At 65.9% G+C, this 14,893-nt stretch carries 17 protein-coding genes; 6 read left to right on the forward strand and 11 right to left on the reverse strand.

Annotated features, from left to right (window positions below; translation table 11 throughout):
* Window positions 1–2 precede the first annotated feature (2 nt).
* Together hsaC and hsaB are read left to right on the forward strand one after the other, a co-directional pair.
* Complete coding sequence (hsaC, locus tag ABQF30_RS18230) at window positions 3–902, forward strand: iron-dependent extradiol dioxygenase HsaC (protein WP_448466274.1); 900 nt, start codon at window positions 3–5, stop codon at window positions 900–902.
* Entirely contained in the window at window positions 899–1,465 is a 567-nt protein-coding gene (hsaB, locus tag ABQF30_RS18235) for a 3-hydroxy-9,10-secoandrosta-1,3,5(10)-triene-9,17-dione monooxygenase reductase subunit (protein WP_448466276.1), read from the forward strand. The genes hsaC and hsaB overlap by 4 nt, the downstream gene beginning before the upstream one ends.
* Here the strand turns inward: hsaB and ABQF30_RS18240 are convergent.
* The 7 genes from ABQF30_RS18240 to ABQF30_RS18270 all read right to left on the reverse strand — a co-directional run bounded on the left by ABQF30_RS18240 (window position 1,462) and on the right by ABQF30_RS18270 (window position 8,453).
* Window positions 1,462–2,307: a hypothetical protein gene (locus ABQF30_RS18240; protein ID WP_448466278.1), complete on the reverse strand. Its 846-nt coding sequence runs from the start codon at window positions 2,305–2,307 to the stop codon at window positions 1,462–1,464. The genes hsaB and ABQF30_RS18240 overlap by 4 nt on opposite strands.
* A gap of 4 nt (window positions 2,308–2,311) precedes the next feature.
* Window positions 2,312–2,737, reverse strand: a complete 426-nt coding sequence (locus ABQF30_RS18245; RefSeq protein WP_448466280.1) for a cupin domain-containing protein — start codon at window positions 2,735–2,737, stop codon at window positions 2,312–2,314.
* Between the two features lie 24 nt (window positions 2,738–2,761).
* Window positions 2,762–3,484 (reverse strand): SDR family NAD(P)-dependent oxidoreductase, encoded by a 723-nt coding sequence (locus tag ABQF30_RS18250; RefSeq protein WP_448466603.1) that lies wholly within the window; start codon window positions 3,482–3,484, stop codon window positions 2,762–2,764.
* A 14-nt stretch (window positions 3,485–3,498) separates the two neighbouring features.
* Window positions 3,499–4,074 (reverse strand): sigma-70 family RNA polymerase sigma factor, encoded by a 576-nt coding sequence (locus tag ABQF30_RS18255; protein WP_448466282.1) that lies wholly within the window; start codon window positions 4,072–4,074, stop codon window positions 3,499–3,501.
* On the reverse strand, window positions 4,074–4,835 hold the full coding sequence (locus ABQF30_RS18260; protein ID WP_448466284.1) for an SDR family oxidoreductase: 762 nt from the start codon (window positions 4,833–4,835) through the stop codon (window positions 4,074–4,076). Before ABQF30_RS18260 ends, ABQF30_RS18255 begins: the two co-directional genes overlap by 1 nt.
* Window positions 4,836–4,944: 109 nt before the next feature.
* Entirely contained in the window at window positions 4,945–7,737 is a 2,793-nt protein-coding gene (locus ABQF30_RS18265) for a helix-turn-helix transcriptional regulator (protein WP_448466286.1), read from the reverse strand.
* Between the two features lie 50 nt (window positions 7,738–7,787).
* The gene (locus ABQF30_RS18270; RefSeq protein WP_448466288.1) at window positions 7,788–8,453 is read right to left on the reverse strand and encodes a nitroreductase; all 666 of its coding nucleotides are present in this window, start codon (window positions 8,451–8,453) and stop codon (window positions 7,788–7,790) included.
* 318 nt (window positions 8,454–8,771) lie between these two features.
* On the opposite strand from ABQF30_RS18270, the gene ABQF30_RS18275 reads away from it, so the two are divergent.
* Together ABQF30_RS18275 and ABQF30_RS18280 are read left to right on the forward strand one after the other, a co-directional pair.
* Complete coding sequence (locus ABQF30_RS18275) at window positions 8,772–10,193, forward strand: hypothetical protein (RefSeq protein ID WP_448466290.1); 1,422 nt, start codon at window positions 8,772–8,774, stop codon at window positions 10,191–10,193.
* Between the two features lie 156 nt (window positions 10,194–10,349).
* Entirely contained in the window at window positions 10,350–11,189 is an 840-nt protein-coding gene (locus ABQF30_RS18280; protein WP_448466292.1) for a mycofactocin-coupled SDR family oxidoreductase, read from the forward strand.
* Window positions 11,190–11,195: 6 nt separating this feature from the next.
* Here the strand turns inward: ABQF30_RS18280 and ABQF30_RS18285 are convergent, their stop codons facing one another.
* Window positions 11,196–11,780 (reverse strand): TetR/AcrR family transcriptional regulator, encoded by a 585-nt coding sequence (locus tag ABQF30_RS18285; protein WP_448466294.1) that lies wholly within the window; start codon window positions 11,778–11,780, stop codon window positions 11,196–11,198.
* 143 nt (window positions 11,781–11,923) lie between these two features.
* On the opposite strand from ABQF30_RS18285, the gene ABQF30_RS18290 reads away from it, so the two are divergent.
* The gene (locus tag ABQF30_RS18290; RefSeq protein WP_448466605.1) at window positions 11,924–12,160 is read left to right on the forward strand and encodes a ferredoxin; all 237 of its coding nucleotides are present in this window, start codon (window positions 11,924–11,926) and stop codon (window positions 12,158–12,160) included.
* On the forward strand, window positions 12,157–13,440 hold the full coding sequence (locus ABQF30_RS18295) for a cytochrome P450 (RefSeq protein ID WP_448466296.1): 1,284 nt from the start codon (window positions 12,157–12,159) through the stop codon (window positions 13,438–13,440). Before ABQF30_RS18290 ends, ABQF30_RS18295 begins: the two co-directional genes overlap by 4 nt.
* Here ABQF30_RS18295 and ABQF30_RS18300 read toward each other — a convergent pair.
* The 3 genes from ABQF30_RS18300 to ABQF30_RS18310 are packed head-to-tail and all read right to left on the reverse strand — an operon-like array spanning window position 13,421 to window position 14,885.
* Complete coding sequence (locus ABQF30_RS18300; RefSeq protein ID WP_448466298.1) at window positions 13,421–14,203, reverse strand: alpha/beta fold hydrolase; 783 nt, start codon at window positions 14,201–14,203, stop codon at window positions 13,421–13,423. The two genes, ABQF30_RS18295 and ABQF30_RS18300, sit on opposite strands and share 20 nt — an antisense overlap.
* A gap of 18 nt (window positions 14,204–14,221) precedes the next feature.
* Entirely contained in the window at window positions 14,222–14,650 is a 429-nt protein-coding gene (locus tag ABQF30_RS18305) for a type II toxin-antitoxin system VapC family toxin (protein WP_448466300.1), read from the reverse strand.
* Window positions 14,637–14,885 carry a type II toxin-antitoxin system VapB family antitoxin gene (locus ABQF30_RS18310; protein WP_448466302.1) on the reverse strand — a complete coding sequence of 83 codons (249 nt, stop codon included), beginning with the start codon at window positions 14,883–14,885 and terminating at the stop codon, window positions 14,637–14,639. Before ABQF30_RS18310 ends, ABQF30_RS18305 begins: the two co-directional genes overlap by 14 nt.
* Window positions 14,886–14,893: the final 8 nt, after the last annotated feature.

Below are 14,893 nucleotides of genomic sequence, written 5' to 3' on the forward strand. Positions count from 1 at the left end.
AGATGACCATCAAGGCGCTCGGCTACATGCGCATCGAGGCCACCGACGTGGCGGCCTGGCGCGAATTCGGTCTCAAAGTGCTCGGCATGGTGGAGGGTGACGGCGCCATCCCGGATGCGCTCTATTTGCGAATGGACGATTTCGCGGCCCGCCTGGTGATCGTGCCGGGCGAGCGCGACCGCCTGCTGGTTTCCGGCTGGGAGGTTTCCGACGCGCCTGCACTGCAGAATCTGCGCGAGAGCTTGTCCAAGGCGGGGGTCGATTTCGTCGAGGGCACCAAGGACGAGGTCCGCGAGCGCCGGGTCGAGGGCTTGATCCGGTTCTCCGATCCGGCGGGCAATGTCCTCGAGGCGTTCTACGGTGCGCAGTACCTGGGCCGCCGCTTCGTCAGCCCGTACGGCCACAAGTTCGTCACCGCTGAGCAGGGCCTGGGGCACGTGGTGCTCACCTGCGACGACGACGCCGCGGCGCAGGCCTTCTACCAAGATGTGCTTGGCTTCAAGCTGCGCGACTCGATGCAGCTGCCTCCGCAGCTCGCGGGCCGTCCGGCCGACGGCGATCCGGTGTGGCTGCGCTTCTATGGCTGCAACCCGCGTCACCATGCGTTGGCGTTCATGCCGATGCCGAACCCGACCGGCATTGTGCACCTGATGGTCGAGGTGGAGACCTCCGACGACGTCGGTCTGTGCCTGGACCGCGCCAACCGTCGGAAGGTCAAGATGTCGGCCACGCTGGGCCGGCACATCAACGACAAGATGCTGTCGTTTTATATGAAGACTCCCGGCGGCTTCGACATGGAATTCGGTTGTGAAGGCATGGAAGTCGAAGACGAGAGCTGGATTGCCCGCGAGAGCGTAGGCGTCAGCCTGTGGGGCCACGACTTTTCCGTCGGTTTCAAGTGAGTTCACCACCGCTCGACCCGCGCGCATTCCGAAATGTGCTCGGCCAGTTCTGCACCGGCATCACGATCATCACCACGGTGCACGAGGAGGTTCCGGTCGGTTTCGCGTGCCAGTCGTTCGCGGCGCTTTCGCTGGACCCGCCACTGGTGTTGTTCTGCCCGACCAAACAGTCGCGGTCCTGGCAGGCCATCGAGGCCAGCGGCAAGTTCTGCGTGAACGTGCTGCATGAAAAGCAGCAGCACGTGTCGGCGCGGTTCGGCTCCAAGGAGCCCGACAAGTTCGCCGGGATCGATTGGCAGCCATCGAAACTCGGGTCCCCGGTGATCGACGGGAACCTCGCGCACATCGATTGCACAGTGCATTCGGTGCACGACGGCGGCGATCACTTCGTGGTGTTCGGGGCCGTGCACTCGCTGTCCGAGGTGCCCAAACGTAAACCCCGGCCGCTGCTGTTCTACCGCGGCGAGTACACCGGCATCGAGCCGGACAAGAACACCCCCGCTCAGTGGCGTGACGATCTCGAGGCGTTCCTCACCACCACAACGCACGACACCTGGCTTTAGACCTGCGGTGTAAGCCAATCGGCGATGTTGCGGAGGTAATCCTTGAACACGTCGAGCCGTGACGGATCGCCTTTGATCTCGGTACCCGGCGGCTCAGTGACGAACGAGGGCGCGCCGCAGTCGAGATCCCAGTTGTAGTCGGCGAAATGGTGAAACGTCGACGCGGCGATCGCGCGGCCCATGGGTGTGCCGTCGGCCGCGCATTCACCATCCATCGCGACGGCGAGATTGAAGCGACGACCGGTGGCCGAACTGCGGCCCTGTGCGACCACGCTGGCGCACAGGCCTTCGGCCGAAACCAGTCCCTCGTGCGGATGGGCCGGGAACCATTCGATACGGCCACTGGCGGTCCGGTCGGTTCGCAGCAGCTCATGCACCGAACCGTTGTCCAAGACCGGTTGATAGTCGCCGTTGGCGCCGGAATGGTAGTTGGGCCACGAGATGCTCGGCGTGTCCTGGTCGTCACACATGGTGTGGGGATCGACGTTCTCGTCGTGGAACCGGTTGACCACGCCCAGCGAGCCGAGCCGCAGCAAGCAGCTGCCCAGCTCCTGGTGGTCACGTGCGGTGAGCACCCCGCCGCCGGTGCGCCGAAACCGCATGATCGCATCGCATTCGGCCTCGGTGAGGCCGGCCCCGGTGTCCACGGCCATCAGCCACAGCTGGTCGAAACCCAGTTGATCGAGATGGCTGAGTACGGGATCGTCAGCGCTGCTGAGCCGGTTGCGGGCGATCACTTCATGCCCGGCACGACGCAGCTCGGCGGCGAGCAGCGCGAATCGTGTGATGTCCCAGTCGTCCTGTTGCGCGGGAATCGTGGTCTGGAGAAGGATTTTCGGCATCGGTTCAGTCCTTCGCCGGGGGCTCTCCCGGCACCCGCAGGTGGGCGCGGGCGGCCAGCTCCTCGTCGTCGACCAGGGTCAGCATGGGCTGGCCGGGCACGCACAGCATCGTGACCGTGAAGCGGCTGCTGACATCTTGGCGGTTGTTGGCATCCGAGTAGTGGATGACGTCACCGCCCGGTTCCCAGAATGCTTCGCCGGCACGGATGACGCGCGGCGGTTCGCCCTCCAACTCGAAGAGCATCTCGCCCTCCAACATGTATCCGAACGCCGGACCGCCCGGATGCTTATGGGGCGGCGCACCCGCACTGCCCGGGGGGTATTCGATGACGACGGTCATCGCATGGGCGCCGGCAGGAATGAACGGCGGTGTCACCTCCTGCACCACGGTCAACGCGTTCTCCCAGCCGGGGTCGTAATCCTTCGACATTGTCATTCCTTTCAGGAGTGAGGGTCAGATGGCGTTGCCGCCGCCGTCGGCGTGCAGCGTCGAGCCGGTGATGAAACTTGAGCGTGGTGAGGCCAGGAACAGCACCGCCTGCGCGATCTCCTCCGGCTCTGCAGTGCGCCCCAGCGGTAGCGAACGGCCGAGCTCTTCGTTCGTATCGCCCCACTCTGCTTGCACCCCTTCGGTTTTGGTGGGGCCGGGGGCGACACTGTTCACCCGAACGCCGCGGGCGCCGAACTCGGCGGCCCACGTGCGGGTGAAGGATTCGACTGCCGCCTTCGATGCGCTGTACGCAGACGCTCCGGGAACACCCTTCGATGCAACCATCGTGGTGATGTTGACGATGGTGCCCCGTCCGGCTTCGAGCATGCCGGGGACCACGCCGGCGGCCAGGAAGTACAGGCCCCGAACATTGGTGTCGAAGGTCTTCTCGAACGACGGGATGTCCTGATCGACGGTCAGGGCAGCCGGAAAACTGGCGGCGTTGTTGACCAGGATGTCGACGTTACCTATTTGCTGTACAAGCGCTTTCACCGAGTCGATGTCCGCGAGGTCGGCCTGGATGAAGCGCGCGCCCGGACCGACGGCGGCTGCCGCGGCGCGGCCGCGGTCGGGATCGCGGCCGGTGATGACGACCGACGCTCCTTCGCGGGCCAGTAGCTGGGCGGTGGCCAGGCCGATGCCTGCCGTTCCGCCGGTGATCAGTGCGGTCTGCTGAGCGAGTTCCATTGTTTCCATTTCTGTTAGGCGATTCGTCGTTCGAGCGGAGCCAACGAGGTGCGTAGCCGTTCCCGGCCGCGAGCCACCCGCGACATCACCGTGCCGACCGGGATGTTCATGATCGCGGCGGTTTCCGCGTAGGTGTAGCCCTCGACGTGGGCGTAGTACAGGGCCGTGGTGAAGCCGTCGGGCAGGTCGGCCAGGGCCAGGGTGACCTCGTGGTGAGGCAGTGCATCGAGGACTTCGGCCTCCGCCGAATACGTCCCACCGGGCAGGTGCATCGCCGCGCGGGCCATATCGGTGTCGGTGATCTCCTCGACGGTCACTTCCGCCGGGCGGCGCTGCTTGCGGCGGTAGGTGCTGACCCAGCGGTTGTAGAGGATCCGGAACAGCCACGCCTTGAGGTTCGTACCCGATTCGAACTTGCGGAATCCCGTGTAAGCGTGCAGCAGGGTGTCTTGCAGAAGGTCCTCGGCATCGGCCTCGTTGCGGGTCAGGCGCCGTGCCCCGCGCAACAGGACGTCGAAGAGCGGAGTCGCCTCCCGCGCGAAGCGCGCCGCCAGTTCCGGATCGGACTCCGACACATCGGGAATGGACATCACAGGGCCGCTGTGGCCACAGAGGCGGCCAGCCAGTCGCTGAAGGTGGTGGCGAACTTAGTCGGTTCGGCGCCGGGAACCAGGGTGTGATCACCGAGCACCACCCCGAAGTACGGAGCCTGTTCATCGGTCATGACGCGGCGAGTGTCGTTGTTGGCACGCAACTGGATACGGACGAGTTCGTCCAGCGGGTAGCGCTCCGGGCCTGCCACCTCGACGATGCCGCCGATCGGCTGACCGACTGCGGTGCGGGCCACCGCGGTCGCCACGTCGTCGGCGGCCATGGGCTGGCTGAACGCCGACGAGATCCGCACGGTGTCCCCGTCGGTCGCGGAATCGGCTATGCGTCCGACGAACTCGAAGAACTGAGTGGCCCGCACGATGGTGAAGGGGATGGAGCCCTCTTGGATGAGTCGTTCCTGCGCGGCCTTCGCGCGGAAGTAGCCGCTGTCCTGCAACCGGTCGGTTCCCACGACCGACAGCGCCACGTAGTGGGACACTCCGGCGGCCTCGCTCGCGGTGAGCAGGTTGGCCGCGGCGGTGGTGAAGAAGTCCCAAGCGGGTCCGTCCTCGAAGGACGGGGAGTTGGCGACGTCGATGACGACCTGCGTGCCGGACAAGGCGTCCGCCAGCCCTTCACCGGTCAGGATGTCGACACCAGTGGCCGGTGATGCGGCGACAGCCTCGTGACCGTGCTGGCTGAGCTTGGCCACGACCTTCGAGCCGATGAGACCGCTGCCGCCGATGACTACGACCTTCATGGGAAACCTCCAGTTTGGCTTTGACGAGGATCCGGGTGGACCGTCGAAACCAAGACTGGTCGGTGTGGCGGCTGTGCGAGCCCTTGAAAGTCCGTAGTCGAAACCAGAGCTACGGGGTCAAGGACATCTTGCGGAGCTGCCTGCGGGAGGTGATGCCGAGCTTGACGAATACCTTGCGCAGGTGCCATTCCACGGTGTGGGTGCTGATGAACAGCTGCGCACCGATCTCCGGATTGGTCAGCCCGTCGCGGGCCAGCCCGGCGATCTGGGCCTCCTGCGCGGTCAGTTCGTCACCCGATCCGACTCGCTGTTTGCGGACCTTCTCCCCGGTGGCCACCAGCTCACGGCGGGCCCGCTCGGCGAAACCGTGGGCGCCCATCCGGGTGAAGATGTCATGCGCGGCGCTGAGTTGGCTGCGGGCGTCGGTACGGCGGTTCACCCGGCGCAGCCATTCCCCGTACGACAACCGGGCACGCGAGAGGTGCAGCGCGATATCTGCGCGTTCGAGCCGCTCGATCGCTTCGATGAATGCGCTCTCGGCACGCTCGTTGTCGGCGAGCAGGGCCTGCGCCGCCGCCACCGCACCAAGCCCCCAGTCTGTGCCGCTGGTGCCCGCACGCTCCTCGAACTTCGCCAGGGCTGCCGCGGCAGCCTCTCGGTCACCGACGTGTGCCGCGGCCTCGATGAGTTCGTACAGGCACCACCCGTAGAACCCGAGGTCTTCGTAGTCGCAGCACCGACGTGCCGCCGCGAGAGCCTCCTCGTAGCGGCCGAGGCCGTTATAGAGAACGGCGGTGCTCAGTCCGGACAGCCCGATCAGCCGGCCTTCGCCCCTGGCCGCACCGCCGGCGGCGGCCGCCTCGATGATGCCGACCGCGTCGGCGGGCACTCCCTGCCACCCCGCCAGCATCAGCGTGTGGTATCGCACCGGGGCGTAACCCATGGACGCGGTGATTGCCTTCGATTCTTCGATCAACCTTGTGGCCGAGGCGAATTCGCCGCGGTAGAAATGAACTCCGGCCCGGTACCCGAGGGCCGGCGGCAGCGCGGCCAGTGCGCCGGCTTCCCTGGCACGCCGCACTGTGTCGGTGGCGATGCGCTGCAGAACCTCGTCGTCCCACATTTCGTGGGCCGCGGATTCCTGTGCGATCGGGAACGGCCAGTACAGCGACTGGTCGATGCCCTGTTCCGCGTGGGCATTCCAGAGTTCCAGTGCGGAGTGCAGATCGGTCGAACCGGCGCCGGGTCCGTCGATGATCCGGGTTGTCATCCCGCGCAACAGGAAGTCGATGGGCCGCTGCAACTCGGGTACCCGGGCGACAGCGGCCCGGCCGGCCGCTGCCGCCTCGGTCAACAGAGCCGGTGCGCCCAGTCGTCCGGCGTACATCGCTGCAGTGAGCGCCTCCAGGTAGGTCTCTCTGGCCAGGTCGTCATCGAGATTCTCCAAACCCCTTGCGGCGCAGAGAAGATCATCGGCGGCCTCACTCACCAGGGGGGCGCCCGCGGCGCCGGCGCGGCTACGCGCGAAGGCCATCTGCGCGCGCATCCGCGCGACCTGAGCCTGCTGCAGCGCGGACAACGGTGCCGAATCTGCTATCGCCAGCAGCGCGTAGGCCGCGTCGGTTGCGGCAACCTCCCGTTTGGCATGAGCTGCCGCGATCGCCCGGGACCCGCGCAACACAGGATCCGATGTGAGCACGGCAGCACGCTCCAGAAAGGCTGCGGCAGCCGCGATCCCACCTCTGCTCTGCGCCCGATCGGCCGAGGCCTCCAGTTCGGCGGCCACCACGTCGTCCGGCCCGGCCGCGGCACTCGCGGCGTGCCACGCCCGGCGGTCGGGGTCGGTGTGCCGATCCGTGGCCTCGGCGAGCGCCCGGTGCGCGGCCCTGCGCTCGACCAGGTCGGCGCCGCGGTAGACGGCCGAGCGCATCAGCGGATGGTGAAATCGCATGCGGGGTCCGAACTCGATGAGTCCGGCGCCCTCGGCGGGTGCCAGTGCGTCGACTGGAATGCCCAGCTGTGCGGCGGCGCGCAGAAAGAGCGCGGCGTCGCCCACCGGCTCGGCGGCTGCGACGAGCAACAACTGTCGGGTGGGCTCCGGTAGTGCGCGGATACGTTGTACGAAGCTTTCCTCGATCGCCGCCGTCGAGGAGCGCTTGCCGGAGATCCAGAATCCGCCGGCGAGTTCGGTCGCGGAAACGGTTCGTGGCACATCGAGTATCGCCAGCGGTACGCCGCGCGTCTCCGCGACGATGCGGTCCCGCACGAGTGGGTCGATCCCGCCGACCATCACTGATTCCAACAAGTTTCGGGCGTCGGCGTCCGACAGACCCGTGATCGCGAGCTCGGGGAGGCCGGCGAGGATGTCGGCGTACCCGTCACGCTTCGCGAACACCAGCGCGACCTGTTCGGCCAGCAATCGCCGTGCGACGAATGCCAGCGTCTGCACCGACACCTGGTCGAGCCATTGCGCGTCGTCTATGACGCACAGCACCGGGCGGTCGTCGGCGGCTGCGGCCAGCAGGCTCAACACCGCCAGGCCGACGAGGAACCGGTCGGGGGCGGGACCGGTGCCGTGGCCGAACGCCACAGTCAGCGCTTCACGTTGCGGGCCCGGTAGCGCGTCGAGATGGCCCATCAGCGGAGCGCACAACTGCTGCAGGCCGGCGAAGGCGAGCTCTATATCGGATTGCACGCCCACCACGCGGGCCGAGCGGAATCCTCCAGTAGCCGTGGCGTGCTCCGCCACGTACTCGAGCAGAGCGGACTTGCCGACGCCCGGTTCGCCGACAAGCACCACCGCCTGGCCGCTTCCAGCGCGAGCCTTCGACAGCAGTTCCGTCAGTTCAGCGCATTCACGCGCACGCCCACGCAGCCCCCGCCCCCCGGCCTGGCTCGACATTGCACCACCGTAGCGAGCGGTGCGGCGGTCCGCGCTTCGAGCCGGCTACCTCAGTCGTCGATGAAGGTCACCGTCTCGGCGAGCGGGGCGCGGCCCGTGCGATGCGGCGCGACGGCAGGGTCCTCGTAGCCGATTGACATGCCGCAGAAGAGCATGAGATCGGCTGGGGGCGAGACGACGTCGGCAACCGTGGTGCGCACCTGCGACCACGCCATCTGCGGACAGCTGTGCAGCCCTTCGGCGCGCAGCAGCAGCATCACCGTCTGCAGGTACATGCCGGCGTCGGCCCACTGCGCAGGCCCGAGTGAGCGGTGCAGGTAGCAGAACAGCGCTGCCGGCGCACCGAAGCAGTCCCAGTTCGCGATGGCGGCGCGCTGGCGCGCCTCCCAGTCCTCGCGGACGATACCCAGTGCGCTGTATCGCTCCTTGCCGAAGGCGGCACGGCGCTCGCGGTACGGCGACGGCATGGCGGGCGGGTACATCTCGTACTCACGCTCATCCCAGGCGACACCGTCGGCCACTCTCTCGACCGCCCGCTTCTTGAGCTCGGCCAGCGGCGCACCGGTCACCACGTAGATGTGCCACGGTTGGATATTCGATCCGGACGGCGCCGAGGCCGCGGCGGAAAGGACGCGCTGCAGTACTTCTGCAGGCACCGGGCGGTCGGTGAATCCGCGTACCGCCCGCCGCGTCGTAACCGCCTCGTAGACGTCCATGCTCTCCTGCCTTTCCGATTCTCCGTGGGATGCCCTGTGCACCCTCGGATTCAGCCTGCTCGTCATCCGCGACGGGCGAGCCCTTGGAAATGCGTGGTCGGATACCGGCTAGCCCGTCCAGGACACGATGCGTAGCTGTCGGCGGGAGGTGATGCCTGACGGCGGCGATCCCTCCGAGACGACGACGGGCCGCCGAGCATGCCAATCGTTACCTGCGCGAACAGTCAATGTAGGTTAGGCAAACCTATTGAAATTTAGGAAATCCTAAGGTAACTTTTGGCCGTTCCTCAGGTTACCTATCAACAACAGGGAGATTTCGTGCACCATCCCGACCATTCGTCCCTCGGAGACACCCCAGCGGTGAGCCGGCGGGACAGGTTCCTTCTCGCCAGCGTCGCCGTAGTGGGTGCGGGCGCCATCGCGGTGACGCCGGTGGCTCCGACCACGTCGAACATCCAGCAGGTCCAAACGCATGCCTACGACCTGACGGCGTCGATGGATGCCACCGCCTCTCCGATTGAGGTCTACGGGTCGCTGTTCAAGGACACGTTCAGCAACCTCCAGCATCTGGGTGAGGCGCTGGCAGCCAATCCGGCACCGTTGCTGAGTCAGGTGGTGGAGAACCAGCTCGGTTACGCCGGACAGTTCGGTGCGGCGTTCCAGGCCATCCCGACCTCCCTGCAGAGCTGGTACGAGGGCCCCAATGGGCAGGCGCGCTTGGCACAGGCGCAGGCCGCACTCGAAGCCGGCGACATCGACGAGGCGTACCGCTGGTTCAACCACTCAATGCTGTACGCGTTCCAGGGCGCCTTCGGTCCGCTCATCGCGCCCGGATTCATCCTTTCGGGGATTCCGCGTGGCGGCACCGAGTACATGACCGGGATCCCGGAGCAGATCGCGCAGAACTTCACGAACCTGATCGCGACGAGCTTCACCTCTACCGTCCTCGTCAGCGCTGTGTTCCAGGGTGTCTTCTCGTCGATCAGTGGCCCGGTGTTCGAGCTCTCTCGAATTGGTGAGTCCCTCAACGCCAGCATGGCATCCGGAGATGTGGAGGGGGCCTTCAACGCCCTGGTGAACACGCCGGGGATCCTCGTCAATGCGGCGCTCAACGGATTCGACTATTCCGACCCCGACCCTGAGACGGGTACCGGTGGCTTCACCGAGTGGCCGGCGCTGCTCACCTGGGCCGAGGAGGGCGAGCAGGGCGGCGCACGGATTGTCGCGGGTCTTCTGCAGAATCTGCTGGTGAACATCCCCAAGAGCCTCGCCGACGCCATCGACAACACCCCGGAGGTCGAGCCGACGACACCGCCGGCGGTCGAGGCGGCTAAGGAGGTTTCCGCGGACCTCGGCGTTCTCCCCCCGGCGGCGGTGACCGAGCCGACCGTCGAGACCGTCGAGGACGAGGCGCTGAGCGTTGAGGCTCCGAAGGACGAGGCAACGAGCACCACCACCGTCTCGGTTGTGACGGACGAGGTCACTGCCGAAACCACCAAGGCACCGGCGACTGGTGCAGCGGTCAACGAGGACGGCGCCGTCACGGGCAAGGCCAAGATCCAGGACCGGATCAAGGCCAAGATCAACGAGGCCAAGGAAGCCAGGGCAGCAAAGGCCAAGGCAGCCAAGGACGCCAGGGAAGCCAGGCAGGCCAAGGCAAAGGAAGCCAAGGACACCAAGGACACCAAGGACACCAAGTCCGGCGAGTCCAACGGGAACTCCGGCTCCGAGTCCTCGTAAGTAGCATCTGAGCACGAGAAAGCGGGCCTCCTTCGACTGGAAGGAGGCCCGCTTTTCTGGTCGCGTGACTGATCGACCGATCAAGTTCTCCGTTGACAACCCACAAATCAACTGCGATGGTTTGATCGATCGATCAAATCGAGCGAAAGGTTCACCATGGCAGGTCGCGTCGAAGGCAAGGTTGCTTTCATCACCGGGGCAGCGCGAGGGCAGGGACGTAGCCACGCGGTACGGCTGGCGCAGGAGGGCGCCGACATCATCGCGGTCGACGTGTGCAAGCGGATCAGCAGCAACGACGATATCCCCGCGTCCTCGCCCGAAGACTTGGCCGAGACGGCCGATCTGGTCAAGGGCCTGAATCGCCGCATCGTGACGGCCGAAGTCGATGTGCGTGATTTCGACGCGCTCAAAGCGGCGGTCGACAGCGGAGTGGAGCAGCTGGGCGGCCTCGACGTCATCATCGCGAACGCCGGCATCGGCAACGGCGGTGCCACGCTCGACAAGACCAGCGAAGCGGACTGGGACGACATGATCGGCGTCAACCTGTCCGGCGTTTGGAAAACCGTGAAAGCCGCTGTCCCGCATTTGATTACCGGTGGCAAGGGCGGGTCGATCGTCTTGACCAGTTCGGTTGGCGGGCTCAAGGCCTACCCGCACACCGGTCACTACATCGCTGCGAAACATGGTGTGGTCGGCTTGATGCGGACGTTCGCCGTCGAGCTGGGGCAGCACTCGATCCGGGTCAATTCAGTGCACCCGACCAATGTGAACACTCCACTGTTCATGAACGAGGGGACGATGAAGCTGTTCCGTCCAGACCTGGAGAACCCAGGCGCCGACGATATGGCCGTGGTCGCCCAGATGATGCATGTGCTGCCGATCGGCTGGGTCGAACCGGTCGACATCAGCAATGCCGTGTTGTTCCTGTCCTCCGACGAGGCGCGTTATGTGACCGGTCTGCCGATGACGGTCGATGCGGGCAGCATGCTCAAGTAGCACAGCCTATTTCGGTGTCGCGAACTTCTGCAGAACTCGGTCGACGAAGGAGCGGAACTCGGCGTGGCCCTGGGTCACGCCGACGGCTTCCTCGTTGCACAGGCTCCGGGCGGACTGGGTGAGCAGCATGGACATCACGACTGGGGGAAACTCATCCATGTCGACGCCGTGGGCCCGCAGTACGCCGGCCAGGGCAGTGGTCTCGATGTCCCGAACGCGCTCCGAATAGGCCTTGAGTTCTGCGCCGATTGCCTTGCGGTGATTGGCAAGTGCCATGAACTCGGCGTTGAGTCCGGTGACGCGGGAGTCGGAGTTGATCAGCCACAGCGCCTGCAGCGGGTCGTTGTCGGTGATCGCCTCACGCATCCGGGCCAGCGACGCTTCCGCGCCGCTGCGCAGGACCGCGACGAACAGGTCGTCCATGGTGTCGAAGTAGTAGTACAGCAGCGCTGAGCGGACGCCGGCTTCGGTGGCTATCCGTCGCGAGGTCGCCGCGGCGTACCCCTCGTCGCGGATGACCTGAGCGGTCGCCTCGATGAGGCGCCGCCGAGTGCCGGCATCCTTTTCCTTGGCCGGTCGCGCTGCCGGCATCAGGAACTGCTCCGAGAACCCTTGTAGGTCAACTGATGTGACGACAGCGCAAAGTCTCTTGACCTCTGTCGAAGAGGCGTGGTAAGCATGACCCATCCTAACAGTTTGATCGATCGATCAAACTCCGAAGTATGGAAGAGCAGATGTCGGAAGAAGAGACTCGTCGGTTACTACATGTGGATCCTGGACTGTGTGAAGGCCACGCACTCTGCATAGAGCTGGCTCCAGACGTTTTCGATCTCAGCGACGACGAGGTCGCCGGCGCTGCCGAGACACCGCCGCGGGAGCAGTGGGACAGCGTCGACGCCGCCGTCGATGCCTGCCCTCGCCAGGCAATCACATTTTCAACCCCACGCACGAAAGGCAGCCCGAGACCATGACCGATCTCGCCTCAGTCGACTACTTCTCCGACCCGGCCGTCACGCAGGACCCGTACGCATATTTCGACTACCTGCTCGGTCAGGGGCCGGTGTTTCGGGAACCACATCACGGCGTCGTCGCCGTCACCGGCTACCAGGAAGTGATGGCCGCATTCAAAGACCACGCTTCGTTCTCGGCGGTCAACGCGATCGGCGGACCCTTCCCGCCGCTGCCTTTCAAGCCCGACGGCGACGACATCAGCGAGCAGATCGAGGCGCACCGCCACGAGTTCCCGATCCACGAGCACATGGTGGTCATGGACCCGCCGGCCCATGAACGGGCCCGCTCATTGCTGAGCAAGCTGCTGACGCCACGGCGCCTCAAGGAGAACGAGGATTACATGTGGCAACTGGTCGACCATCAACTCGACCAGTTCATCGACAACGGGCGATGCGAATTCCTTTCCGAGTACGCCAAACCCTTCGCGACGTCGGCGATCATCGACCTACTCGGGGTGCCGGAGGAGGACCGGCCCGAATTTCTGGCGGCTCTTGGCGCCGAACGTCCCGAAGGCAACCGGGTCGGTGCACTCGACGGTGAACCTGTCGGGCTCGACCCCCTGCAGTACCTGGACGACAAATTCTCCGGCTATCTCGCCGAGCGCCGCCGTGAGCCCCGCGGCGACGTGTTGTCCGGGATGGCCACCGCCACGTATCCGGACGGCTCGACGCCCGAATTGCTGGAGGTGGCCAAGCCGGCGACGTTCCTGTTCGCGGCCGGCCAGGAGACCGTCACCAAGCTGCTCAGTGCCGCGGTGCAGACCCTGGGCGACCGCCCCGAGTACCAGCAGCAGTTGCGCGAAAACCCGGACGGCATACCGACTTTCATCGAGGAGGCGCTGCGGATGCATGCCCCCACGAAGGTCGACTTCCGGCTGGTCCGCAAGACCACCACGCTCGGTGGTGTTCACCTTCGGGCGGGGACGATCGTGATGCTGTGCCTCGGCGCCGCCAACCGCGACCCGCGCAAGTTCGAGGATCCGCACGAGTTCCGGCCGGACCGCAAGAACGTTCGCGAACACATCGCGTTCGGTCGCGGCATCCATACCTGTGCGGGTGCACCACTGGCCCGCGTGGAAGGTCAGATCACCGTCCGCCGCCTGTTGGACCGCATGCGGGACATCAGAATCGACGAGACCGTGCACGGGCCGGCCGGAAACCGGCGCTACGCCTACGAACCCACCTTCCTGTTGCGCGGCCTCACGGAGCTGCACATCGAATTCACCCCGACGACGGGGTGACCTGAGCCGCGATGAACTCCACGATCGTCGCGGCGACCTCACGATGCACGACCTCGTTGAGGATGTCGTGGCGGCGTCCGGGAAACTCCTTGAACTGCAACGGTTCTATCTGTTCGGCATAGGCGCGGACAGCGCCGGCGGGGGCGATGGCGTCGGCAGAACCATGCAGCGCAAGCGTCGGCACCGCCAGCCTCGGCAGCTCAGCGCCGAACCGGTCCCACGCTCGATCCAGCTCGCGTGCCAGCGGCGCTCCGTCGGCGCCGACGAACGCCAGCGGGTCGTTCTCCATCGAGTCGAGGTAGAACGGATCGCTGGACAGCCAGTTCGGCTCGAGGTCGAAGGACGTGTCGGCGTCCAGCATTTCGGGGATCGGCACCAGTGGCGCGCCGGAGATCACGCCGGCGCGGTAGCGGTCAGGCTCGCCGAGCAGCCGGAACAGCGTGACCACCGAACCGAACGAATGCCCCTGCGCCACGAGTGGCAGCCCGGGATGTTCGGACTCGGCGAGCGTGGTCAGCGCATCGGCCAGTGCCGAGCTGTCCTCGATCGTGCCGAAGTCCCCACGGGTTCCGGGAGTCAGCCCATGGCCGAACTGGTCGACCGCCCACAGATCGATCCCGGCGGCGTTCAGTGCGAAGCCGTAGCGGTGGTACACCCCGGTGTGTTCGCCGAATCCGTGCAGGAAGATCACCGCGGCCCGCGGTTCGGCTGCCGGCCAGTGCCGGTAGTAGGCGCGCCCGCGGTCGTGCTCGATGAATGGCATGCCCAAGGGTAAGTCTGCTCAGTCGAACGGTTGCCGCCATCGGAGACCGGGGAACCGGGCGAATGAGCGATCGGTGGTTACCCACGTCGCACCGTTCTCGATCGCCAGGGCGGCGTGATAGGCATCGGGAACTGTGTTGGCCTTGGCGCCCACCTCGGCGCAGAGCGAGTCGAAGATCGGCCAGTGTCGCGGTCCCGGCCGTACCGGTACTGCCGACGGCGCGGAGCGGATTGCGCGGCAGGCAGCCAGGGCCTGGTTTGTTGAACTCGGCTGGCGAAACACTCGGTGGTTGGTGGTCAGTCGGACAACGGCGGACAGCACCAATTCGCTGACGCCAACCGGTTCTTCGCCCGTCAGGACGTCTGCAACCCAGGACCGGTAGGCCTCGTGGTCGACACTGTCTTCGCGGATCGCGTAAATCCAGACGTTCACGTCAACGAGCAGCATTGTCGCCGCTCAGCTCGGCGAGCGCTTCCTTGTCCTCCAAGTCGACGCCGGCCACCAGGCCGCCGCTGCCATGTGTCGGCAGCTGGAATGGACTGACGGTACGTTCCTCGGCGTCGCGAAGAAGCATGGAACGCAGCGCATCTTCGACTACTGAGCCGAGGGAGCGTGAGGTGCGCGCTGCGAGGACTTTGGCCTCGGCCAGCAGGTGATCATCGATATTCACCGTGGTGCGCATGACGTCAT

This window comes from Mycolicibacterium sp. XJ870 (assembly GCF_053483975.1).